The organism is Kribbella sp. NPDC048915, assembly GCF_040649595.1.
In the GTDB taxonomy this organism is placed as follows: Bacteria; Actinomycetota; Actinomycetes; order Propionibacteriales; family Kribbellaceae; genus Kribbella.
On record NZ_JBEZFT010000021.1, the window covers coordinates 19,009 to 40,202 of the forward strand.

A 21,194-nucleotide genomic window follows, 5' to 3' on the forward strand; every position below is an offset into this window, starting at 1 on the left:
ACCCACGCCTTGTATCCCTGTCTCCCGATGCCAAGGGATACGCGGGAATGATCGATCCAGCGTATTGCTTGAGCGATGCTCCGGGCATGACCGAAACGACGCGGGGACCAGAGAGGGACGCCGCGGGGTGGCCGATCCTGCGGGCTGCACAGGACATCGACTGCGACGGGGAAAGCCCCCAGACCGGCCGGAACTGCATCCTCGGCCACCACAACGGCTACCACCGAGACGAGACCGGCGCTGAGTGGCTGGACGACTGATGCGCCGACGCATCCGCCGCCTCCTCGATCGACACTCGCCCTGGGGACGCGGGTACGACGAAGGCTTTGACGGAGGCGTCTCGATCGCGATCACCTACGTTGATCGGCTCCCGTCGCAGTGCTTCGGACCAACGATCCGCCGCGACGACGTACGGGAACTCGCCGCCCAGCTCCGCAGAGAGCTGGCGGACGTGCAAGCGCCGTTGTCCCAGGTGTCCCACTGTCCCAGAACCGGCGCGGACCGCGTTTCCGCAGGTCAGCGCGGTGTTCTGCGTCGGATTTGGCGGAGGGTGTGGGATTCGAACCCACGAGGACGGTCACCCGCCCTACCGGTTTTCAAGACCAGCGCACTCGGCCACTATGCGAACCCTCCCGGAGTGGTTGAGGATACCGGGTGAAAACAGGTGCGGGGGTGGGGAGGGGGCGGTATCGTCCCTGGGGCGGCGGGATCGCCGTCAGGGTGTGGACGGAGGTGGAGCAGTGTCTCGGTTGTTCGAGGGCATCGCCTACGCCGTCCGGTCGGCGCGTTGATGCGCTGAGCGGGCGAGCCGGCTGATCGTGCAGCCGGCGGACGTCACTTCGTCCTGCCCTCTGGAGCCTCTATGCGTTCCCTCGGTGCGTACGTCTCACCGCCCGAACTCGGCCGGGATTTCCGGAAGATCTTTCCGGCCGCGATCATCTCGAATCTCGGCGACGGCGCGATGCTCGCGGCCGGTCCGCTGCTCGTCGCCTCGATCACCACGGAGCCTGCGGCAGTCGGCGCGGCGGCGTTCGTCCAGCAGCTGCCGTGGCTGCTGTTTGCGCTCTTCAGCGGCGCCCTCGTCGATCGGCTTGATCGCCGCACCATGATCGTCGTCGCGGACACGTTCCGCGCGCTGGTCCTGGCAGCGCTCGGCCTCGCAGTACTACTGCACACCGCTCCACTCTGGGCGGTGTACGTCGCTTTGTTCCTTCTGGGTACTGCGGAGACGCTGGCCGACAACGCGTCCGGCGCACTGCTCGTCACCGCCGTACCCAAGACACACCTGGGCACGGCCAACGCACGCCTGTTCGCCAGCGGCACGGTGCTGCAGCAGCTCGGCGGACCACCACTGGGCGCGCTGCTGTTCGCTGTCGGTGCCGGCATACCGCTGGCGTTCGACGCCCTTACGTTCGCAGCCGCAGCGGTCCTGATCTCCCGCGTCGCCGTTCGGCCGCCCCTGCCCGATCGGTCCGCAGGTACGGCGCTCTGGCACGAGGTGCAGGAAGGAGTCCGCTGGCTCTGGCACCACTCCGGCGTACGGACGCTCGCACTGTCCATCCTGGTCATGAACATCACCTTCTGCGCGGCCTTCGCGACCTGGGTCCTGTACGCGCGCGAACGGCTCGGACTGAGCGAGACGCAGTTTGGTCTGCTTATTGCGGTCGGCGCAGTGGGCGGCGTGCTCGGTATGCCGACATACCACCTGCTGGAGCCCCGCCTGGGGGCCGTGACCCTGCTACGCGCCGGACTGGTCATCGAAACGACGGTCCACCTCATCCTGGCGCTGACGAGGAGCCCTTGGGTGGTCGCCGTGACCATGGCTGTCTTCGGCGTCCACGCGGTCGTGTGGGGCACGGTCTCGACGACGGCGCGCCAGATCGCCACACCGGATCCGCTGATGGGCAGGGTCAACAGTGTGTACCTGCTGGCGTCGGTCGGAGGTGCGGCGGTCGGTTCCGCGTTCGGCGGTGTGCTGGCGCAGCGGTACGGCCTCACTGCGCCGTTCGCGCTGGCGTTCGTGGGGATGGTGGTGATGACGGTGGTCGCCTGGCTGCCATTGCGGAACGTCGCCGTACGACGGGTGCCCGCAGCTGACTGAAAATGGGTTGAATCGAGTCAGCATCCGGTTGCTACGGTGGCCGACTGCCCCATTTCGACCTGATCGGAGTACTTTGTCATGCCCGCAGCTGCGTCACTCGGTCTGCCGAACGTCCGTGGCCGCGTCCCCTTGCTGGCGGGCTTGGCCATCGACTCCTTCGGCGGCGGGTGCGCCGGACCGCTGCTCCTGCTGTTCCTGAACAAGGTCGCCGACATCCCGCTCGGTACGGCGGGTGTGATGCTGACCGTGGCGACGCTGTTCTCCATCGCGGCGCCGGCGGCGGTCGGGGTGGTGATCGACCGGGTCGGACCGCGGAACCTCGTCATCGGTGCGCAGTTCGCGCAGGGGCTCGCGTTCACCGGGTTCTTCTTCGGACGGTCGATGTGGCTGCTGTTCCTGTGCGCACTGGTCATGACGACCGGCCAGCGCGTCTTCTGGTCCGCCATCTTCAGCCTGCTCGCGGACGTCGCCGACGAGGGCGAACGGGACAACTGGTTCGGCCTGGGCGGGATGATGCAGGCGGGCGGCCTTGCACTCGGCGCTCTGGTCGCCGGGTGGTTGCTGGCGATCGGCGGTGACACACCGTTCCTGCTGGCCATGGCGCTCAACGCCGCAACGTTCGTCCTGGCCGGGCTGCTGCTCTTGCGGCTGCGTCCGGCACACCACGAGCGGACGCACCCGGACACCGGCCCGGCGCCGAAGCTACGCAAGGACAGGACGTTCCTGGCGCTGATCGGCGCCAACACGCTGCTGGCGCTCTGCACGATGATGCTCGGCGTCGGCGTCCCCGTGTACGTCACCGAGGCGCTCACCGTCCCGAAGTGGCTGGTCGGCGTACTGATCGCCGCGACGTCCGTCGTTCTCGCGACCGGTCAGACGCTCGTCGTACGGCACACCGAGCGTCGGCGCCGCACGAACGTCATGGTGGTCGCGGGCATCACGTACGCCGTTTGGGCGCTGCTGATGGCGCTACAGGTACACATCCCGGTCGGATGGGTGGTGCCGGTCCTGGTGCTCGCCACGGCCTGCTACGCGTTCGCCGACGTACTGCACGCGGCCACGAACAACGCGCTGTCGGCCGCGATCGCGCCGACGATCGGGCGCGGGAAGTATCTGTCGTACTGGCAGTACTCGTTCACCTTTGCGAGCGTGCTCGCACCGGCGTTCTTCGCGCAGCTCTTCGAGGCGCAACACGAGCTGCCCTGGGTGGCGCTGGCGGTCCTCGCTCTGATCGCAAGTGTGACCATCTATGTGCTCGCGCGGGTGGCACCCCGGTTGGCTTCCGCGCGGATCTGAGCACCCGTTTCCTGACGGGTCAGGATGCTTTGCGGTGCTCGAACAGATGTTCTAATGTTGGCAGCGTTCGAGGTTCTCCACCCGGATTGTCCGCCGGACCGAGCCTGCCACCTCCGATGTGGACGGCCCGGAGGACACCGCCGCCCGGGTGGTGAGGGCCCGGGCAGTGGAGAGCCTGCAACCCGACCGACGCCGACACTGGAACGAGGTGATCATTCGACGAGAGGTAGCGACATGCTGCTCGAACACCGCGGCCGCCGACCGGTCGTGCCCGAATCCGCGTACGTCGCCCCTTCGGCCGTACTCTGTGGAGCCGTCGTCCTCGGCGAAGGCAGCAGAGTGCTGCACGGGGCGGTACTGACCGCGGAGAACGGCGACATCCGGCTCGGTACCAACAGTGTGGTGATGGAGAACGCCCTGGTGCGCGGCCGGGCCGACCATCCCGCGCTGATCGGCGACGCGGTGCTGGTAGGTCCCCATGCGCACGTCAACGGCGCCACGGTCGAGGACGAGGTCTTCATCGCCACGGGCGCCGCGTTGTTCCCCGGTTCTGTCGCCGGCGCAGGCGCAGAGCTGCGGATCAACAGCGTGCTGCACGTGAACTCGCGACTGGACGCGGGCACGGTCCTCCCGATCGGATGGATCGCCGCCGGCGACCCCGCACAGCTTTTCTCCCCGGACCGGCACGAGGAGCTGTGGCAGCTCCAGCGCGAACTGGACTTCCCGGGCACGGTGTACGGCGTTCCGCGCGGGACGTCGATGCGCGAAATCATGGCGCGCCAATCCGCCTGCTACGGCGAGCACGCGGCGGACCGCCGCATCGACCTGCCCTGAGCGAAGGGCGCCGGGCGAACTGCGCTGGGCAAACTGTGCGCTGGACGAACTGTGCTGGGCGCGCGGTCAGGCTGTGCGTTCGGCTGGGGTCAGGTTGTGGAGTTCGAAGCGACGGACCTGGGCGGGAGCGGAGCCTGCGCAGGTCAGGCGGGCTTGGACGGTGTCGAGGTGCGCAGAAACGTCGACGGCGATCGGGCCGGTGGTGGATGCGAGGAGGATTCGCCAACGGTTGTCGCCGAGGACGTCCACGGAGTACGGGAGAAGGTTGCCGAGCGCGGGTGAGTGACCCGCGGCGCGGGCGAAGTGCTGGGCGGCTTGAACGGCCGGGTGGAACGCACCTGATCCACGGAGGAGATCGGGTACGACCACACGTTCGTCGTACCGCTTGGCGAGTTCGACGGCCTGCGCGGGCGCGACGTGTCCGTAGAACAGGCTGTGCGGCAACATGACCACGTTCGCCGCGAATCGGTCGCCGCCGATGTGGCTGCATTCCCAGGTACGTTCCGGGTAGGCGGCGGCCAGTGCGGCGGCGACGGGACGTCCGCGGACGGCGCAGCATGCGTCGTGGCGGCCGTGGGTGCAGACCAAGTACGCCGGTTCGTTGCTCGCTCGACCACGGTCGTTGCCGGCCAGGACCTCGAGGAGGTGCTCATCCGCGGGCAGGTCGCCCCAGTGCAGAGATTCGCGCCCAGGGCGGGCGTCGACCAGTCCCCATCGGCGCCGGCGGGTGCGGTCGACGCGGCCGTACCGGCGGATCAGTACGGGTCGGATGCCCGCCTCACGGCAGAGGCGGGTGACGGTCGCACCCAGTTCCTCGGAGCCGGGCGAACCCCGAAGGGAGGTCAGAGCCTGGCGTGGCCAAGCCGCGTGAGACTCGATCAGCAGCCAGCGCTCAGCGGGCGGAGCGCTCGCCACCAACGAGTCCCGCCGGAGATCGGCCAGCGCTGCACAGCCAGTCTCCGGTCGGTACCTGCCGCCGTCTCCGTCCACACCGCCTCACCATACTGTCGCCTCGCAACCACTCCACCGCACCGCACGACACCGCACCCCACCGCACAACGCAGTACCCCACCCCACCTCACCGCACAACGCAGTACCCGACAACTCCCCTGTCGTACCCGAGATGGCGGGATCTATTGGGACGGGACGACCAGCACTGCCTCGCGGAGGAGGCGGCGGACCAGGACCAGTTGGTCGGCGTCGTCCAGGCCGGGAAGGTTGCCGACCTTGCAGTCAGTGCCGGAGACGAGTTCGGTGACGGCGGCCCTGGTGCTGAGTGGGAAAGTAATGGTGCGGTCTGGGAGCTGCAGGACCAGCGGGTCGCCCGGGACCAGTCGGCAGCGCAATCCCGCCCGCAACCTGACAGTGGTACCGACGGCCAGCGAGGCGATGGACGCGGCGTGGGCCAACGGCGGCAGCGGAGCGGGTCGGTTGCTGGACCAGGTGCGTCGGCGGAGGCGCTCCGCGAGATCAGACGCGGAGGCGGTGCGGAGCTCCGCAGTGAGGAGCGCGACAACCTCGGGCAGTACCTCAGCGACTTGGTCCGGGTCACCGGGGTCGAAGCCCAGCGGCAGCGCCTTGCGCAAAGCCACCTGGTCGGCGGCAAGCGCCGTCAGCTCCTGCACCAGCAGGTAGCGCGTCAGCGTGTGCATGCCCACGGTCAGGTGCGCGCTGACGCCACCCAGCGCCTTGGCCGAGTGCAGGAACCCGCGCGGTACGTAGAGCGCATCGCCCGGACGCAGTACGTCGTCGATCACCGGCGCGGTGTCACGCGCCGCCGCTTCGACGGCCCGCGCATGGTCGGTCCACGGTTGGTTACGGAGCGGGTCGACGTGGACCGGTTCGTGGACCGTCCAGTGCTTCTCACCGGCGACCTGCAGGACGAACACGTCGTGTACGTCGTAGTGCGCCGAGAACCCTTGTGACTCCGCCGGCGTGATGTAGGCGTTGATCTGGACCGGATGGCCGACGTCGGTGGACAGCTGAGTCGAAAAGTCGACCAGCGCGGGCCACGTCCGGTGCAGTGCCTGCAGTACTACGGTGTGACCGCTCGCGAACAGCGCGGCCACCTTGTCGTCGCGGACCTGGTCGGCGATCTCCGCACCCACGCCGGCCGGGCCGGTGAACTGACCGTCGCCGGCGACCGTCCCGTTCTTCGCGATCCGCAGGAACGGTGTCCGCAGGCCGCGACGGGACAGGAGTTCGTCCACGGCGTCGAGGCTGAACAGGTCGTCGTACGGCGCCGGGAGGTCCGGACCGTGCGACAACATCGCCCGCGAACCCCAGTAGGAGTCCGCGAACTCGTTCAGATCCCCCGCCACACAGCGCCGGAGAGCCGGGCGCTCATCTCGCAACAGCTCGCCACCGTCCGGCATGTCGCCGGCCGAACGGTTGTTCTGCGGGAAAGCCCCGGCCCCCGGCACTGTTGTCACCAGCTTCCGGAGTTCCCGCCGGCACCACCGTCGGCACCACCGTCGGCGCCACCGTCGGTCGCGTTCGGGTTCGCGCCGCCGTCCGCGGGGCCTTCACCGCCCGCGCCACCGCCCGCGCCACCGTCAGCACCGCCGTCCTGCGCACCTTGCGAAGCGCCGCCGTCGGCCGGTCCCTCACCGAGTCCGCCGGAACCGCCCATACCACCGGCTCCGCCGTCTGCACCACCATCAGCACCACCATCAGCACCACCATCAGCACCACCGTCGGCACCGCCCGGGTTCGCGCCGCCGTCCGCGAGGCCTTCGCCGCCGGACGCACCACCGGATTCACCGCCGAGTCCGCCACCGAGTCCGCCGCCGGCGCCACCGTCGGCTCCGCCGTCCTGCGTACCTTGCGAGGCGCCGCCGTCCGCCGGACCTTCGCCGTACCCACCACCGCCGGCACCACCAGCACCACCGTCGGCTCCGCCGTCAGCACCGCCGTCCGACGACTGACCGCCGTACCCGCCGCCCGGAGCAGCCGTCGACCCGCCTGAACCTCCGTACTCGCCAGAACCTTGGGACGAGGTGTTCATGTCGTCATCGTCGAGACCCATTGTGCTGCTCCCTTCGCGTCGCCAGAAAGTTGCCCGGGCATACCAACCTGGGCACTGGTCATCTTGTGCGCAAAGTGGACCTCGGCTAAACCCCTCGCGCGTTACAGCGCCAACTCGATTGCGCGGCAACTGCCAACGGGGCGAACTACAACCGCGTCACTTCAGCAGATCGGACAGCACCTTCACGAAGCCGTCGGTGACGTCCTCATGCCGTACGGCGATCCGCAACCAGTCCGCGCCCAACCCCGGGAAGGTGTCCCCGCGCCGGACCGCGAATCCCTGTGCACGCAGGGATTCGCGCACCTCAGCTGCCCCGGGAATCCGCACCAGGACGAACGGAGCCCGCGCCACGCCGTACGTCGCGACACCGTTCAATCGGCCGAGGCCGTCGAGCAAATGGGCACGTTGGCGGTCGATGTCGCCGGCTGCTCGGGTCGCCTCCGCGATCGCGCGCTCGTTGCTGCAGGCAATCGCCGCTGCGAGTGCAGGAGTGGACACCGGCCAGTGCGGCTGCACCGCCGCCAATTGCTCGATCAGGTTGGCGCCGCCGATCACGTAGCCGATGCGCAGGCCCGCGAGTCCCCAGGTTTTGGTCAGGCTGCGGATGACCACGAGGCCGGGGATCGTGGCACCGACCAAGGATTCGGGCTCGCCCGGTACCGCGTCCATGAAGGCCTCGTCGACGACCAGGATTCGGCCCGGGCGGGCGAGTTCGCGGAGGTCGTCGGCGCGGTGCAGAACGGAGGTGGGGTTGGTCGGGTTTCCGATGACGACGAGGTCCGCGTCGGCGGGTACGGCGGACGGGTCGAGCACGAATCCGTCCTCGGGACGGAGGATCACACGGTCGACCAGGTGACCTGCTGAGCGGAGGGCGGCCTCGGGCTCGGTGAACTGTGGGTGCACCACCACGGGACGCCGCGGCCGGAACGCGCGGGCGATCAGTACGAATGCCTCGGCGGCTCCGGCGGTGAGCAGTACCTGATCTGCCGCGACGCCGTGCCGCTGCGCGACCGCCGCAACGGCCTCGTCGTGCCGTGGGTAAGCGGCAAGATCGGTCAGACTCGCTGAGATCGCCTCGAGCAACCAGCCCGGCGGCGTGCCCGTACGCACGTTCACCGCCAGGTCGACCAACCCGTCGCCGACCTCGACGTCACCGTGATGATCCAGATCAAACCCATCCGCCACGCCAGGAGGCTAGCCCGTCACCACGCCTCGACCCCGCCCGGTCCGCCCACCGAACGACCGAGAGCGACAGGCGAGTGACAGGACGAGTGACAGCTGGTTCAGCGCGGGACAACCGTGTAGCGGCGGTTGGCGAGAGAGGGGTTGCGGTTGCGGACTTCGGTGAGGCGGGTGGTGGAGATGGTCGCGGTGGCATGGCCGTCGGCTTCGCCGACCGCGGCGATCGGGACGCCTTGGGGGTCGATGATCTGGCTGAGGCCGCAGTACTTCTGGCCGTTCTGAGCGGCGGCCACCACGTAGCAGGTGTTCTCCAGGGCTCGGGCAGTGAGCAAGGTGCTCCAGTGGTGTTCCTTGAGCGGCCCGCGGACCCAGGCGGCCGGCACGACGAGCACGTCGGCGCCCGCGTCGACGAGAGCGCGGGAAAGTTCGGGGAAGCGCAGGTCGTAGCAAGTCATCAGGCCCAGTGCGTGATCGCCGAGCTGGATCACCACGGGCGCCACGTCACCGGGGGTCAGCTGGTCGGACTCCTTGTAGCCAAATGCGTCGTACAGGTGGATCTTGCGGTACGCCCCGAGCAGCACGCCGTCCGCGCCGACGGCGAGCAGCGTGTTGTACGGGCGGTGCTGGTCGCAGCTGGGTTCGAACATGCCGGCGACGATCGCCACGCCGTGTTCGACCGCGGCCTTCTTCAAGGTGGTCACGAACTCGCCGTCCAGTGGCTCGGCCGCGTCGGCCACCGAACCGCCCTCGACGGCGAAGTCGTACATCATCGCCTCGGGCAGTACGACGACATCGGGCCGGTCCTGCGCCGCCTCCGCGACCAGGCGGGTGACCGCGTCCCGGTTCGCGGCCTTGTCATAGCTGCTGGCGGTCTGCACCACGGCGATCCTCATCTCCCCATGGTGCCGCACAAACCCGCCCCGCAACCGCCCGAGGTGAACACTTCGGGATGCGAGACTTGCGAGGTGGACTTCGATGCGATCGTCCTGGCCGGTGGTGGCTCCACCCGGTTCGGCGGCGTGGACAAGGCGATGCTCGTACTCGACGGGGTGTCGTTCCTCGACCGCGTACTGATGGCAACAGCCGCCGCCACCTCGACTGTCGTGGTCGGCCCCGCGCGTACGACGTACCGGGACGTGAACTGGACTGTGGAAGACCCTCCGTCCGGCGGTCCCGTGGCGGGACTCGCGGCCGGGCTCACCTACGGCACGGCGCCGACGGTCGTCGTGGTCAGCTGCGACCTCCCGTGGATCACCGAAACCGACGTCACCACTCTGGTCGACCACCTCGACCAGCACGACGGCTACGGGCTGAGAGACACCGACGGCCGCGAGCAGCAGCTCGCCGCCGCGTACCGCCGTACCGCACTCACCGCGGCGATCCAGCGCGTCGGCGATCCCCGCGACAAGTCCGTACGGCGAACGCTCGCCGGACTCGACCTGGCCTGGACCGCGCCGACCCGCGCCGGCGACGACGTCGACACCTGGGCCGATCTGGACGACTGAGGACCATCAGCCGAAATCCCCGACCCACAGCCCGGCGGAGTGGACTACTGTCCACAACCATGTTCGAAGAGCGCGGCAGAACGGCCCACCTCGCCTGGTACCGCACCGCCGAGGGAACAGCCGACGTAGCCTTCCTGCACGGCTTCTCCGACTCGGCCCACTGCTGGGCGCCGCTGCTCAGCGCACTGCCCGACATGAAAGCACTGGCGATCGACGCCCGCGGCCACGGCGAGTCCGGACTGCCTGACGAGCCGTACGGCTACGCCGGACACCGCGACGACGTAGCCCGGGTCCTCGAAGCCCAGCCCGGTGAGGCCAAGATCGTGGTCGGTCACTCGATGGGCGCGATGTCGGCGGCGTACCTGGCCGCGACGAGGCCAGAACTGGTCCGCGCGCTGGTCCTGGAAGACCCGCCGACCGAGGAACAGCCGCGAAGGAACGGGACTTGTGGCATGCCGGAGTGGCTCGCGGACGCTCGAGCACTCGATCTCGAGGCCCGGATGGCGTCCGCGGATCCGCACTGGCCCGAAGACGAACGCGAACCGTGGGCCGTCTCGAAGGCACAGGTCAACCCGAAGATGTTCGACCTCGACTACCAGGGCGTCGGCCCGCTCCACGAGGTGCTGGCCAAGACGAGCTGCCCGATCCTGCTGATCCACGGCGACACCGACCGCGGCTCGCTGATCTCCGACGACTACGCGGCACGCTGCACCGAGGCCGCCGGCGGCGAGCTCCGCGCGGTTCACCTCCGCGAGGCCGGCCATTCGGTACGGCGCGACCAGCGGCAACGCTACGCCGAAGAACTCGCCGCGTTCCGCACCGAGCATCAGCCCGGATAAATCGCTGGACCACACCCGTAGGTTCGACCCATGGATGCCGCCGGATCGGTACGCGAGGTTCTCGGTCTGCAGGTCGACGAGGTCGTTGAGCGGACCGGCGGTCAGCTGAGTTCCGTGTACGAGGTGCGCACGTCGGCCGACCCTGTGATCGTGAAGGTGTATGCGCCCGACTGGCGCTGGAAACAGGCCAAGGAAGTGCACGTCTACGCCATGCTCCAACCGGTCGTCGGCGACTCGATCCCGCGCGTGCTGCACGTCAGTGACGGTGTCACGATGCTGTCGAAGATCGACGGCGTCCCGTTGTCCCAGGCGGAGCCGCCCGATTGGCGGGCTCTGTATGCGCAGCTCGGCGCACTGGTGCGGAAGGTCCACCAGATCGCGCAACCGGCGTACGGCTATCTGATCGATCGCATCCTCGAACCGCTGCCGGACAACGACCAGTACATGCGGTGGCAGTTCACGAAGAAGCTCCGCGAGTACGACGAACTCGGCGGTGCCCCGGCACTGCACCGGGAGATCGCGCGCCACGTCGACCGGCACGCGCACCTGTTCGCGGACAACCCGGCCGCCGTGCTGTGCCACAACGACTTCCACGAGGGCAACATCCTGGTGGACCCGGACACGTGGCGGGTCAACGGGTTCATCGACGTCGAGAACGCGATCGCCGCCGACCCGCTGATCGATCTCGCGAAGACCATCCAGTACTCCGTGCGGGACAACCGGGAGAAACGCGCCGGACTTCTCGACGGGTACGGCGCCGTACCCGAGGACCGCATCGACCTCTACCGGCTCTACCACTCGCTCGAACTATGGGACTGGTTCGCTTCCATAGGCGAGACCACTCACCTCGACTCGATCGCGCAAGACCTCGCGAAGCTGGTCGAACGCTGACGTAGATTGGTCGGCATGCGAGCTGTCGTGTGTGCAGGTGCCGGCGGTGTCGATGTCCTGCGGATCGGCGAGATCCCGGACCCCGAACCGGCTGTCGACGAGGTCGTCATCGAGGTCGCAGCAGCGGGGGTGAACCGCGCCGACCTCCTCCAGCGGCAGGGACACTATCCACCGCCTCCTGGTGCGCCCGGGACGATCGGGCTCGAGGTGTCGGGCCGGATCGCCGCGGTCGGCGCCGAGGTCGAGGGCTGGTCGGTCGGCGACGAGTGTTGCGCGCTGCTGGCCGGTGGCGGGTACGCGGAGAAGGTCGTCGTACCCGCGCCGCAGGTGATGCCCGTGCCGGACGGGATCGACCTGGTGAGCGCGGCCGCACTGCCCGAAGCGGTCGCGACCGTGTGGTCGAACGTCTTCATGACCGCCCACCTCAAGGACGGCGAGACGCTGCTGGTGCACGGCGGCTCGTCGGGGATCGGCACGATGGCGATCCAACTCGGCGTCGCACACGGCGCGCGGGTGCTGACCACGGTCGGCAGCAAGGAGAAGATGGAGTTCTGCACCGACCTCGGCGTCGATGTCGCGATCAACTACAAGGAAGCCGAGTGGGCGTCGGTGGTGCACGAGGCGACCAAGGGCGCGGGCGCCAACGTGATCCTGGACATCATCGGCGCGAAGTACCTCACCGACAACGTGAAGTCGCTGGCGTACGACGGCCGGCTCGTGGTGATCGGGCTCCAGGGCGGCGCGAAGGGGGAACTCGACCTGGGACGGCTGCTCAGCAAGCGCGGCTCGGTGATCGCGACCGCGTTGCGGAGCCGTGCGGTCGCGGACAAGGGCCGCATCCTCGCGGAAGTGGTCGGGCACGTCTGGCCGCTGGTCGCGGAGAAGAAGGTGCGCCCGATCGTGCACGCGACCTTCCCGCTCGCCGAGGTCGCGAAGGCGCACGAGACGCTCGAGCAGTCCACCCAGCTCGGCAAGGTCTTGCTGACGACCTGACCGGGGCGACCTGACCGGGGCGACCTGACCGGGGCGACCTGACCGGGGCGACCTGACCGGGGCGACCTGACCGGGGCGACCTGACCGGGGCGGATCTCCAGCACTCAGCAACGACCGACCGCCGGCCGAGTTCACGCTCAGCCGGCGGTCGTTCTGGCTTGCGGACGGCCGTTGATGAGTGCTGGGGATCCGCACTCGGAGGTCATGACTCGCTGGGGAAGTTGGCCGCGACCCATTCCGGGTCCGGTTCGACCAGCTGGATCACGTCGATCCAGGTGCCGGCCGGGTCGCGGACGAAGAAGTGCCGCTGGCCGAACGGCTCCGTCACCGGCTCGCCCTCCAGCGCGACACCGCCCTCACGCAGCGCGGCGGCGACCTTGTCGGCGTCGTCGACGACGAAGCCGAAGACGTTCGTGCTCTCCGTGGCCGCGGACACCGCAGCCGGGATCGTCGGATGCCCGCGCTCCATGATCGCGATCTCCCAGTCCGCCGTCCCCCGGCGGACCGTGATGAACCAGCCCAGGTCGAGACCGACCTGCAGATCGAAGTACTGCGTGTAGAAGGCGGCGACCTCCGACGGGTGGTCGGAAACGACGGTCGCGCCGAAGGCTGCGGGTTGCATACGCACTCCTGACTACTACAGCTGTTGTTGTTATATAGGACAGTTGTAGTGGACCTCTGCTACGCTTGTCAACATGCCCCGCAACCCCGAGCGCCGTACCCAACTGGCCGACGCCGGTCTCGCCGTGCTCGCGGAGGCCGGCGCCCGCGGCCTGACCCACCGAGCCGTCGACGCCGCCGCCGGACTCCCGGCCGGGACGGCGTCCAACTACTTCAAGACGCGCGACGCGCTGCTGGGCGCGCTCGGCGAGCGAATCTTCGAGCGCCTGGCACCGGACGAGGAGCGGCTCGCGCCGCTCGCGCAGCGGGAGCCGAATCTCGACCTGATGATCGACTACGTCCACTACATCGTCGAGCGGCTGCTCGGTCGGCCGGAGCTCACGCTCGCGCTGCTCGAGCTACGCCTGGAAGCGGTTCGCCGCCCGGGGCTGCACGAGACCCTGACCCGCACCCTGCGGCAGGGCTTCGACGCGGATGTCGCGTTCAACGCGAACGCCGGCCTGCCCGGCGGCCCCGAGGAAATTCGGCTGCTGCACTTCGCGATCGACGGCCTCGTCCTCGATCAACTCACGCCCGGCACGGGCCGGCCGTACGACGTCCGCCAGATCACCGCCCGCCTGGTCCGCCGATTGACGCACGCGGATCAGCCTGTTGCCTAAAGCAACGAGTCATCGGGCATCGGCGGGATAGGCGACCGGGTCCGGCGATGTGCTCGCCACGCGCCATTGGCCGCACGCGCAGCGCTGGTACACGACGAGTCCTTCACTGACGGCGTGCCGGGAGACCGCGATCCAGCGGTGCCGGTGGGTTTCAGTCATGGACTCATCGTGATGTAATGGCATTATGCATCTCAACCCTTACGGTGCCGACGCGGTCCTGCTCGCGGTGAACCTGGCCACCCGGCCGGCGACCACGCCGGACGAACTCGCCGAGCGCTGCGAGGAGAGCGGTGTCGAGAGCCGCCTGGTGCGCGACCGTCTGGTCACGGACGCCGACCTGGCCGCGGTCCGGATCGCGCTCGACGAGTGGCTGCTGGTCGTTGACGCACCCGACGAACAGACCCGGGTCGACCTGGTGAACGCGATGCTCGCGAAGTACACCGAGCATCCGCGGCTCACCAATCACGCCGGCGACGGCTGGCACGTGCACTACCGGCCGGACGACGTGCCGGTGGGGCGGCTGGTCGCGACGCTGATCAGCACCGGTACGGCGCTGCACCTGGCCGGGCGTGGCATCACGAGACTGGGTCGCTGCGCCGCCGCGGGCTGCGAGAACGTGTACGCCGACCTCTCCCGCACCGGTCGTCAGCGCTACTGCAGCCCCGCCTGCGCGAACCGGGACGCCGTGCGCCGGCATCGCGCCCGCGCATCCTGACACGACTGACACCCCACACCACAGACGCCTAGGATGGAGAGATGAGCGAGAGCAGCAGCGAGCGCCAGGAAGTTCCGATGGCCGGTGCGCGGACCGAGGACGGCAAGGTGCTGATCGTCGGGCAGGACGGCATGGCCGTCGAGGGGCCGCCGCGCTCCGGCAACGACCAGGACGAGCAGCAGCAGGACGAGCGCTCGGTCACCGAGCTGGTGGAGCAGCCGGCGAAGGTGATGCGGGTCGCGAACATGATCCGGCAGCTGCTCGAAGAGGTGAAGTCGGCACCGCTCGACGAGGCGTCGCGGGCGCGGCTGCGCTCGATCCATGAAGCCTCGATCAAGGAGCTGGAGAGCGGTTTGGCGCCGGAGTTGGTCGAGGAGCTCGAGCGACTCAGTCTCGACTTCACCGACGACAGCACACCGACCGAGGCCGAGCTGCGGATCGCGCAGGCTCAGCTCGTCGGTTGGCTCGAGGGTCTGTTCCACGGCATCCAGACCGCGTTGTTCGCGCAGCAGATGGCGGCGCGCCAACAGCTGGAGCAGATGCGCCGGGCCCTGCCGGGCGGTCAGCACCTGCCGGGCGAGGGACGGATCCCGGAAGCGCCGCAGGCCAACCACCCGGACGGACCCGGCAGCGGCGGGATGTACCTGTAACGCCTTATTTCACAGGCTGGAAGAACTCTTCGAGGACGGCGGCGACGCCGTCCTCGTCGTTTGCGGGCGCGGTTTTGTCCACCACTGCGAGGACTTCGGGGTGCGCGTTCGCCATGCCGTACGACGTTCCCGCCCAGGCGAGCATCGGCAAATCGTTGACCGAGTCACCGAACGCGATCGTCTCAGCTGCTGAGATCCCCTGCTCTGCGGCGAAATCGGCCAGCATCGCGGCCTTCGAGACGCCACTCGCCGAGATCTCCACCAAACCGTGACCTCCGCTGTGGCTGGCGGTGACTCGTTGGCCGACCAACGGATTCACCAGACCGAGCAGTTCGTCCGCGGCCAGGCTCGGCTGCCGGACCAACAGTTTGGCGGCCGGTTCACTGAGGAGTTCCTCAACCGCAGCAATTAAGGAGTTCTCCGGATTCGGGTAGAAATTGCGGTAGACCGGTTCCTGTCCGTAGCGATCCGGTCGCTCAATGGCGAACTGCACGTCGGGAATCGCCGCCCGGATCGCCTGTGCCACCTCGATCGCCACCTCGGGTTCGATCAACCGCGTCCGGATCGCCCGACGGTGCGGGACGTCGTACAGAATGGCGCCGTTGGCAACAATCGCGATGCCGTGGTCGCCGACCAGGTGGCCGAGGTCGTGCAGCCAGCGCGGTGGCCGGGCGGTGACCATCACGAAAACACTGCCGGCAGCCTGGGCGGCGAGCACCGCGGCGCGGGTTCGTTCGGAGACGGTGCCGTCGCTGCGGACCAGCGTTCCGTCGAGATCGGTGGCTATCAGGCGGGGGTACTGCGGAGCCGTCACGAGGCTCACCGTATCGCCGGATGAACCGGTTCCGCATTACCGTGGTCCACACCTCGGATGCAAGCCGTCGGGCGCTGGTTTCAGGTCTTTTTGACTTATCTCGTTGAGCTTTTGACAACGTCATCAGACCGTTACGGCAGGATGCTGCAAAGGCAGCAAGTTCCCCTGCGCCGCGCCGTGCGTGCGTGATTTCATGCGGAGGTCTGGTGGGGAACCGGGGGCTGTTCGTTCGCGTCCTAAGCCTGTTCTGGATCGGAGCGACTGATGCCGCCCCACCTCCGGAAGCACATGCACAAACGTCGAAGAACTGTTGTGGGATTGGCTGCAACCAAAACCGTGGCAGTGGCGTCAACAGTTATGGATCGGTGCGTCCCGCGCCCGGGACGACACGATGGGCCGGCAACGAACCGCAGGTCCGTCAGCTAGTGGATCCGTGCGGACGAGCAATTGTTCACCGTTCGTTCACTCGGGTCTTGATACTTGGGGAGCCTTGATGACCGTCAACAGCGCCAATCTAGCGGGGCCGGGGGGCAGTAGCTCTCGAGCGGCTGTCGACACGTGTTCCAGGAACGAGGTGGCGATGACCGGCTGCATCGCCCGCTCAGATATTTTCCAGCACCGACTGATGGAAGAGCCGCCGCCCGCGTCCGCGACGCGGCGGACCCGCGAGCGGTACGAGCAGCTCGTCCGCGAGGCGAAGGCACTGTGCGCCTCGTGCCCGCTGTTCACCGACTGTCTCTACAGCGCCGTCGCCGAGCACGACGTGAGCGGCTTCGTTGCCGGAACCACTGCTGTACAACGGCGTTCGATGCGTAACCTGCTCGACGTCGAGGTGCAGGCGGACGACTTCGACCAGCTGGCCGGCGCGCGGGGGACTCGCCGGCCGGTGAGCCACGAGGAAGTCCTGCGACTGCGCGCGCAGTACCCGAACGACAGCCTGGAGTCCTTGGCGATGCGGCTGGGTTGTTCGCTGTCGACTGTGAAGCGGCACCTGCGGCGTGCTCGCCGCGGCCAGAGCCCGGCGGCCAAGACGCCGCGGCCGCGGCCCGCCGTCGAGGCCGTGCTGGACGCATTCGACACCGTCGTCGACCAGCAGCACCAGCCGCGCCGGACCGGGAGCACCCGGGTGGCCTGACCCCGATCTTCGGCCCGCCAGTGGACGATCGGAGTCTAGACGACACGCAAGGCCCGGAATCCCCGTAGTTTCAGGGATTCCGGGCCTTTCGCTTGCCTCCAGCATCGAGTGTGTCAAGCCTTTCGGCGGACGCCGAAAGGGTCAGAACCAGCGGTTGAGGATCGCTGCCACACCGTCGTCCTGCACGGACTTGGTGACCTCGTCGGCGGCCGCCTTGACCTCTTCCGGAGCGGTACCCATCGCGACCCCGTGCCCGGCGTACTTGAGCATCTCGATGTCGTTGCGCCCGTCACCGATCGCGAGCAGCCCGGCCGGGTCGAGACCGTACTGGGCGAGCGCGACCTTCAGCCCGGTCGACTTGTCCACACCCTCGGGTGCGATGTCGAGCCACGCGGTCCAACCGACGAAGTAACTGACTCCGTGCAACCCGAGGCGTTCCGCCAGGTGGACGAAATCGCTCTCGGACTGGTCCGGGTCGCGGATGATCAACCGGGTCACCGGCAGCGGCGCCAGTTCGCCGTCGGACACCACCCGGATGCGCGCGTCCCGGCCGAGGTCGCCGTCCGGGAACGGCGCGGTCACCAGGTAGGTGCCGTCGTGTTCCTCGACCGCCATCCGGGCATTCGGTGCGTGCCGCCGGACGGACTCGATCACTGTGGACGGGTCGAACGTCCGCTCGTCGACCACCTCGCCGCCGGGGTAACGGAGCGTACGGGCACCGTTGCTGCAGACAACAAGTCCACCAGGCGGTACGCCGAACCGCTCGGCCACCGGCCGTGTCGTCGACCAGGCACGCCCGGTGGCGAGGATGACCGGCACCTGCGCCGCCGTCCGGCGCACCGCGTCGAGAACCGCCGGCGACATGCCTTCGTCGTGGTCGATCAGCGTCCCGTCGATGTCCAGGGCAACGGCCGTGGGTTGTCCGATCATTTGGCGACCGGTTCGAGGACCTCACGGCCGCCGACGTACGGCTGCAGCGCGGTCGGAACTCGGACCGAACCGTCGGCCAACTGGTGCGTCTCCAGGATCGCGACGATCCACCGGGTGGTGGCGAGCGTCCCGTTCAGCGTCGCGACCGGCTGCGTGCGGCCGTCGGCGTCGCGGTACCGGATGTTCAGCCGGCGGGCCTGGAAGTCGGTGCAGTTCGACGTCGAGGTCACCTCGCGGTACCGGCCCTGCGTCGGCACCCACGCCTCGCAGTCGAACTTCCGGTACGCCGAGACGCCCAGGTCACCGGTCGCGGTGTCGATCACCCGGTAGCTGAGCTCCATCTTGTCGAGCATCTGCTTCTCCCAGCCCAGCAGCCGCAGGTGTTCCTCGGCGGCGTCCTCTGGCCGGCAGTAGGAGAACATCTCGACCTTGTCGAACTGGTGCACCCGGATGATGCCGCGGGTGTCCTTGCCGTGCGAGCCGGCTTCCTTGCGGTAGCAGGACGACCACCCGGCGTACCGGATCGGACCTCCGGTCAGGTCGATGATCTCGTCCATGTGGTAGCCGGCCAGCGCGACCTCCGACGTACCGGTCAGGTACAGCTCAGGGTCCTCCAACCGGTAGACGTCGTCGTGCGCCGACAGGTAGCCGGTGCCACCCATCACCTCGGGCTTGACCAGCGTCGGCGTGATCATCGGGGTGAAGCCGGCCTCGACCGCCTGCTGGACCGCCAGCTGCAACATGCCGAGTTGCAGCAGCATCCCGGCGCCCTTGAGGAAGTAGAACCGCGAGCCCGAGATCTTCGCGCCGCGCTCCATGTCGATCGCGCCGAGCAGCTCGCCCAGCTCGAGGTGGTCGCGGGGCTCGAACCCCTCGGCGGCGAAGTCGCGCGGCTTGCCGACCTCTTCCACCACGACGTAGTCGTCCTCGCCGCCCACCGGCGCCTCGTCGGACACCAGGTTCGGCAGCGCGCGGGCGAGCTCGTCGAAGCGGTTCCCGGCCTCGTTCGCCGCGGCCTCGTTGGCCTTCACCTCCGCGGCCAGCGTCTTGGTGCGCTCCAGCAGCGCGGCCCGCTCGTCGCCCTTGGCCTGCGCGACCTGCTTGCCGAGCGCCTTCTGCTCGGCCCGGAGCGCCTCGAAGGCAGAGATGGACGATCGACGCTCACTGTCGGCGACCAGAATCTGGTCGACCAGGTCGGCACTCTCACCACGCTTGGTCAGCGCGGCGCGGACGAGGTCGGGGTTCTCACGGAGCAGTTTCGCGTCAATCACACCCTGAGGGTATCGGGGCGTGTCAGAACCGGCGAAGTCTATTCGGGATGATGTGGTGGGTGCACGTCATCACGGAGGGGGATCTGAGCGGGCGATGAACCACCACCCACCCAGTCCGGTCGGCCGTGCGCTCACGGTCGTGCTGGGTGCGCTGCCGTTCGTCGTGGTCACGCTGCTGGTCTTCGGAAACTGGCCTCCGCTCGCGAGCTGGGACGCCTCGGTCGCCGCCCGCGCCGCGTCGTACGGCGCCGCACACCCCGGGGCCGTGGACTTCTGGCACGTGGTCGGCGCGGTGGTCCTGCCCTGGGCGTGCCGGGCGGTCATCGTCATCGTGGCGGTGTACCTCTGGCAGCGCCGCGCCCGCCTGCTCACCATCTGGCTGCTCGTCTCGGCCGGTGCCGAACTGGGCCTCGTGCAGGCGGTGAAGGCGATCTTCGGACGTTCGCGGCCGGCCCAGATGCTGGTCGAGACGGACGGATTCTCGTACGTGTCCGGCCATGCGGCCGCCGCGTTCGTGATGGCCGGCGCGCTCGGCGTCGTCCTGCCGTCCGTGCGCGGGTGGCGGCGACGGTTCCGGTTGCTGGTGCTGCTGCCGGTCGTCGCGGTGGTCGGCATCGCGTCCGTGGACCGGATCGCGCTGAACGTGCACTACGTGTCCGACGTACTCGGCGGATGGGCACTCGGGCTGGCGATTCTCACCGCGACCACGATCGGCTTCGGGCTGCGTCCGGGGCTGCGCCGGCGCCGGCGCCGTACCTCCGACGAATCCGACGGTACGACGGCTCCGCCGCGCGCCGCGGTGATCGTGAACCCGATCAAGGTCGGCGACGGCGTCGCGTTCCGGCGGAAGGTGACGCGGGCACTCGCGCTCCGTGGGTACGACGATCCGCTCTGGCTCGAGACCCGCGTCGACGACGCCGGGCGGGCGATGGCGCAACAGGCGATCGAGTACGAGTCGGACCTGGTCCTGGTCGCGGGTGGGGACGGTACGGTCCGGGTGGTGTGCTCGGCACTCGCCCACACCGGGATCCCGGTCGGGGTGATCCCGGCGGGCACCGGCAACCTGCTCGCGCGCAATCTGCACATCCCGCTCGACCTCGACGACGCGCTCGAGCGGATCCTCGAAGGCCGCGACCGGCGCATCGATCTCGTCCGCGTGCACGGCGACGACCTGGACACCGACCGCTTCGCCGTGATGGCCGGGCTCGGGCTCGACGCCGCGATCATCTCCGACGCACCGCCGCACCTGAAGAAACAGATCGGCTGGACCGCGTACCTGGTGTCCGCCGCCAAGAACATCAACCACCCGTCAGTCCGCGTCCGGGTCACCATCGACGACGGCGAACCCATCGAGCGCCGCGTCCGCACCGTCGTGATCGGCAATGTTGGCATGCTGCAAGCCAACATCCCCCTCCTCCCCGACGCCCGCCCCGACGACGGCCTCCTCGACGTCGTCGTCATCGCGCCCCGGCGTGTGACCCAGTGGCCGATCGTCGTGTGGCGGCTGCTGACGCGGACGAACCGCACCGACATGTACCTCGAACGCTTCACCGGCCGAAAGGTCGAACTCCACGCCGAGGCCGACGTACAACGCCAACTCGACGGCGACCCGATCGGCCCCGGGCGGTCCTTGTTCACCGAGATCGAACCCGGAGCGTTGACCGCCCGAGTGCCTCGCCGCCGGTAGATCCACCCCAACCCGCGCTGGGGCCCGGGCGAGTGGAGGGCCC

At 68.7% G+C, this 21,194-nt stretch carries 23 protein-coding genes and 1 tRNA gene; 14 read left to right on the forward strand and 10 right to left on the reverse strand.

Translation table 11 applies throughout. From position 1 onward, the window contains the following. Positions 1-86: 86 nt before the first annotated feature. The gene (locus AB0B82_RS13905; protein WP_360166673.1) at positions 87-260 is read left to right on the forward strand and encodes a hypothetical protein; all 174 of its coding nucleotides are present in this window, start codon (positions 87-89) and stop codon (positions 258-260) included. A gap of 281 nt (positions 261-541) precedes the next feature. Here AB0B82_RS13905 and AB0B82_RS13910 read toward each other — a convergent pair. After that, positions 542-633, reverse strand: a tRNA-Ser gene (locus AB0B82_RS13910). 229 nt (positions 634-862) lie between these two features. Here AB0B82_RS13910 and AB0B82_RS13915 point away from each other — a divergent pair. The 3 genes from AB0B82_RS13915 (at position 863) to AB0B82_RS13925 (ending at position 4,231) form a co-directional block, all read left to right on the forward strand. After that, entirely contained in the window at positions 863-2,101 is a 1,239-nt protein-coding gene (locus tag AB0B82_RS13915) for an MFS transporter (protein ID WP_360166676.1), read from the forward strand. 78 nt (positions 2,102-2,179) lie between these two features. Continuing rightward, complete coding sequence (locus AB0B82_RS13920) at positions 2,180-3,397, forward strand: MFS transporter (protein ID WP_360166679.1); 1,218 nt, start codon at positions 2,180-2,182, stop codon at positions 3,395-3,397. 234 nt (positions 3,398-3,631) lie between these two features. Then, positions 3,632-4,231: a gamma carbonic anhydrase family protein gene (locus AB0B82_RS13925; protein WP_360166682.1), complete on the forward strand. Its 600-nt coding sequence runs from the start codon at positions 3,632-3,634 to the stop codon at positions 4,229-4,231. 66 nt (positions 4,232-4,297) lie between these two features. On the opposite strand, the gene AB0B82_RS13930 is transcribed toward AB0B82_RS13925, so the two are convergent. Together AB0B82_RS13930 and AB0B82_RS13935 are read right to left on the reverse strand one after the other, a co-directional pair. Then, positions 4,298-5,146, reverse strand: a complete 849-nt coding sequence (locus tag AB0B82_RS13930) for a sucrase ferredoxin (RefSeq protein ID WP_360166685.1) — start codon at positions 5,144-5,146, stop codon at positions 4,298-4,300. A gap of 218 nt (positions 5,147-5,364) precedes the next feature. Continuing rightward, on the reverse strand, positions 5,365-6,552 hold the full coding sequence (locus tag AB0B82_RS13935) for a cupin domain-containing protein (protein WP_360166688.1): 1,188 nt from the start codon (positions 6,550-6,552) through the stop codon (positions 5,365-5,367). Positions 6,553-6,656: 104 nt separating this feature from the next. Between AB0B82_RS13935 and AB0B82_RS13940 the strand changes: the two genes are divergently transcribed. Continuing rightward, complete coding sequence (locus AB0B82_RS13940) at positions 6,657-7,199, forward strand: hypothetical protein (RefSeq protein WP_360166690.1); 543 nt, start codon at positions 6,657-6,659, stop codon at positions 7,197-7,199. 216 nt (positions 7,200-7,415) lie between these two features. Here AB0B82_RS13940 and cobC read toward each other — a convergent pair whose 3' ends face one another. Both cobC and AB0B82_RS13950 read right to left on the reverse strand, forming a co-directional pair. Then, positions 7,416-8,444, reverse strand: a complete 1,029-nt coding sequence (cobC, locus tag AB0B82_RS13945) for an Rv2231c family pyridoxal phosphate-dependent protein CobC (RefSeq protein ID WP_360166692.1) — start codon at positions 8,442-8,444, stop codon at positions 7,416-7,418. Between the two features lie 98 nt (positions 8,445-8,542). Continuing rightward, positions 8,543-9,334: a carbon-nitrogen hydrolase family protein gene (locus AB0B82_RS13950; RefSeq protein WP_360166694.1), complete on the reverse strand. Its 792-nt coding sequence runs from the start codon at positions 9,332-9,334 to the stop codon at positions 8,543-8,545. 72 nt (positions 9,335-9,406) lie between these two features. On the opposite strand from AB0B82_RS13950, the gene AB0B82_RS13955 reads away from it, so the two are divergent. Genes AB0B82_RS13955 through AB0B82_RS13970 form a run of 4 tightly spaced genes read left to right on the forward strand, consistent with a single transcriptional unit; the run spans position 9,407 to position 12,669 of the window. Continuing rightward, on the forward strand, positions 9,407-9,946 hold the full coding sequence (locus AB0B82_RS13955; protein ID WP_360166696.1) for a molybdenum cofactor guanylyltransferase: 540 nt from the start codon (positions 9,407-9,409) through the stop codon (positions 9,944-9,946). Between the two features lie 59 nt (positions 9,947-10,005). Further along, positions 10,006-10,785, forward strand: a complete 780-nt coding sequence (locus AB0B82_RS13960) for an alpha/beta hydrolase (RefSeq protein ID WP_360166698.1) — start codon at positions 10,006-10,008, stop codon at positions 10,783-10,785. Between the two features lie 30 nt (positions 10,786-10,815). Then, complete coding sequence (locus tag AB0B82_RS13965; protein WP_360166700.1) at positions 10,816-11,676, forward strand: aminoglycoside phosphotransferase family protein; 861 nt, start codon at positions 10,816-10,818, stop codon at positions 11,674-11,676. A 15-nt stretch (positions 11,677-11,691) separates the two neighbouring features. Next, a complete protein-coding gene (locus tag AB0B82_RS13970) occupies positions 11,692-12,669 on the forward strand; it encodes an NAD(P)H-quinone oxidoreductase (protein ID WP_360166703.1) in 978 nt (325 codons plus the stop codon). 202 nt (positions 12,670-12,871) lie between these two features. On the opposite strand, the gene AB0B82_RS13975 is transcribed toward AB0B82_RS13970, so the two are convergent. Beyond that, positions 12,872-13,291 (reverse strand): VOC family protein, encoded by a 420-nt coding sequence (locus tag AB0B82_RS13975; RefSeq protein ID WP_360166706.1) that lies wholly within the window; start codon positions 13,289-13,291, stop codon positions 12,872-12,874. 73 nt (positions 13,292-13,364) lie between these two features. Here AB0B82_RS13975 and AB0B82_RS13980 point away from each other — a divergent pair, with 73 nt between their 5' ends. Next, on the forward strand, positions 13,365-13,949 hold the full coding sequence (locus AB0B82_RS13980; RefSeq protein WP_360166709.1) for a TetR family transcriptional regulator: 585 nt from the start codon (positions 13,365-13,367) through the stop codon (positions 13,947-13,949). Between the two features lie 9 nt (positions 13,950-13,958). Here the strand turns inward: AB0B82_RS13980 and AB0B82_RS13985 are convergent, their stop codons facing one another. Further along, positions 13,959-14,108, reverse strand: coding sequence for a hypothetical protein (locus AB0B82_RS13985; protein ID WP_360166712.1), 150 nt, complete (start codon positions 14,106-14,108; stop codon positions 13,959-13,961). A 25-nt stretch (positions 14,109-14,133) separates the two neighbouring features. Here AB0B82_RS13985 and AB0B82_RS13990 point away from each other — a divergent pair, with 25 nt between their 5' ends. Then, a complete protein-coding gene (locus tag AB0B82_RS13990; protein ID WP_360166715.1) occupies positions 14,134-14,664 on the forward strand; it encodes a CGNR zinc finger domain-containing protein in 531 nt (176 codons plus the stop codon). 41 nt (positions 14,665-14,705) lie between these two features. Beyond that, positions 14,706-15,314 carry a bacterial proteasome activator family protein gene (locus tag AB0B82_RS13995; protein WP_360166718.1) on the forward strand — a complete coding sequence of 203 codons (609 nt, stop codon included), beginning with the start codon at positions 14,706-14,708 and terminating at the stop codon, positions 15,312-15,314. Between the two features lie 4 nt (positions 15,315-15,318). On the opposite strand, the gene AB0B82_RS14000 is transcribed toward AB0B82_RS13995, so the two are convergent. Further along, positions 15,319-16,128: an HAD family hydrolase gene (locus AB0B82_RS14000; protein WP_360166721.1), complete on the reverse strand. Its 810-nt coding sequence runs from the start codon at positions 16,126-16,128 to the stop codon at positions 15,319-15,321. Between the two features lie 580 nt (positions 16,129-16,708). Here AB0B82_RS14000 and AB0B82_RS14005 point away from each other — a divergent pair. Further along, positions 16,709-17,263 (forward strand): WhiB family transcriptional regulator, encoded by a 555-nt coding sequence (locus AB0B82_RS14005; RefSeq protein ID WP_360166724.1) that lies wholly within the window; start codon positions 16,709-16,711, stop codon positions 17,261-17,263. 141 nt (positions 17,264-17,404) lie between these two features. Here AB0B82_RS14005 and AB0B82_RS14010 read toward each other — a convergent pair whose 3' ends face one another. Both AB0B82_RS14010 and serS read right to left on the reverse strand, forming a co-directional pair. Beyond that, the gene (locus tag AB0B82_RS14010) at positions 17,405-18,193 is read right to left on the reverse strand and encodes an HAD family hydrolase (RefSeq protein WP_360166727.1); all 789 of its coding nucleotides are present in this window, start codon (positions 18,191-18,193) and stop codon (positions 17,405-17,407) included. After that, positions 18,190-19,464 carry a serine--tRNA ligase gene (serS, locus tag AB0B82_RS14015; protein ID WP_360166730.1) on the reverse strand — a complete coding sequence of 425 codons (1,275 nt, stop codon included), beginning with the start codon at positions 19,462-19,464 and terminating at the stop codon, positions 18,190-18,192. The genes AB0B82_RS14010 and serS overlap by 4 nt, the downstream gene beginning before the upstream one ends. Before the next feature lie 94 nt (positions 19,465-19,558). Here serS and AB0B82_RS14020 point away from each other — a divergent pair, with 94 nt between their 5' ends. Further along, on the forward strand, positions 19,559-21,151 hold the full coding sequence (locus AB0B82_RS14020; protein ID WP_360166733.1) for a diacylglycerol kinase family protein: 1,593 nt from the start codon (positions 19,559-19,561) through the stop codon (positions 21,149-21,151). Positions 21,152-21,194: the final 43 nt, after the last annotated feature.

What these genes read in the sequence shown, in the direction of transcription:
- AB0B82_RS14010 (WP_360166727.1), bottom strand. Translation starts at nt 18,193, where the DNA reads ATGATCGGACAACCCACGGCCGTTGCCCTGGACATCGACGGGACGCTG.
- AB0B82_RS13995 (WP_360166718.1), top strand. Translation starts at nt 14,706, where the DNA reads ATGAGCGAGAGCAGCAGCGAGCGCCAGGAAGTTCCGATGGCCGGTGCG.
- AB0B82_RS13920 (WP_360166679.1), top strand. Translation starts at nt 2,180, where the DNA reads ATGCCCGCAGCTGCGTCACTCGGTCTGCCGAACGTCCGTGGCCGCGTC.
- AB0B82_RS13970 (WP_360166703.1), top strand. Translation starts at nt 11,692, where the DNA reads ATGCGAGCTGTCGTGTGTGCAGGTGCCGGCGGTGTCGATGTCCTGCGG.
- AB0B82_RS13990 (WP_360166715.1), top strand. Translation starts at nt 14,134, where the DNA reads ATGCATCTCAACCCTTACGGTGCCGACGCGGTCCTGCTCGCGGTGAAC.
- AB0B82_RS13980 (WP_360166709.1), top strand. Translation starts at nt 13,365, where the DNA reads ATGCCCCGCAACCCCGAGCGCCGTACCCAACTGGCCGACGCCGGTCTC.
- AB0B82_RS13975 (WP_360166706.1), bottom strand. Translation starts at nt 13,291, where the DNA reads ATGCAACCCGCAGCCTTCGGCGCGACCGTCGTTTCCGACCACCCGTCG.
- AB0B82_RS13985 (WP_360166712.1), bottom strand. Translation starts at nt 14,108, where the DNA reads ATGACTGAAACCCACCGGCACCGCTGGATCGCGGTCTCCCGGCACGCC.
- AB0B82_RS13950 (WP_360166694.1), bottom strand. Translation starts at nt 9,334, where the DNA reads ATGAGGATCGCCGTGGTGCAGACCGCCAGCAGCTATGACAAGGCCGCG.
- AB0B82_RS14005 (WP_360166724.1), top strand. Translation starts at nt 16,709, where the DNA reads ATGACCGGCTGCATCGCCCGCTCAGATATTTTCCAGCACCGACTGATG.
- AB0B82_RS13960 (WP_360166698.1), top strand. Translation starts at nt 10,006, where the DNA reads ATGTTCGAAGAGCGCGGCAGAACGGCCCACCTCGCCTGGTACCGCACC.
- AB0B82_RS13915 (WP_360166676.1), top strand. Translation starts at nt 863, where the DNA reads ATGCGTTCCCTCGGTGCGTACGTCTCACCGCCCGAACTCGGCCGGGAT.
- AB0B82_RS13925 (WP_360166682.1), top strand. Translation starts at nt 3,632, where the DNA reads ATGCTGCTCGAACACCGCGGCCGCCGACCGGTCGTGCCCGAATCCGCG.
- AB0B82_RS13965 (WP_360166700.1), top strand. Translation starts at nt 10,816, where the DNA reads ATGGATGCCGCCGGATCGGTACGCGAGGTTCTCGGTCTGCAGGTCGAC.
- AB0B82_RS14020 (WP_360166733.1), top strand. Translation starts at nt 19,559, where the DNA reads ATGAACCACCACCCACCCAGTCCGGTCGGCCGTGCGCTCACGGTCGTG.
- AB0B82_RS13905 (WP_360166673.1), top strand. Translation starts at nt 87, where the DNA reads ATGACCGAAACGACGCGGGGACCAGAGAGGGACGCCGCGGGGTGGCCG.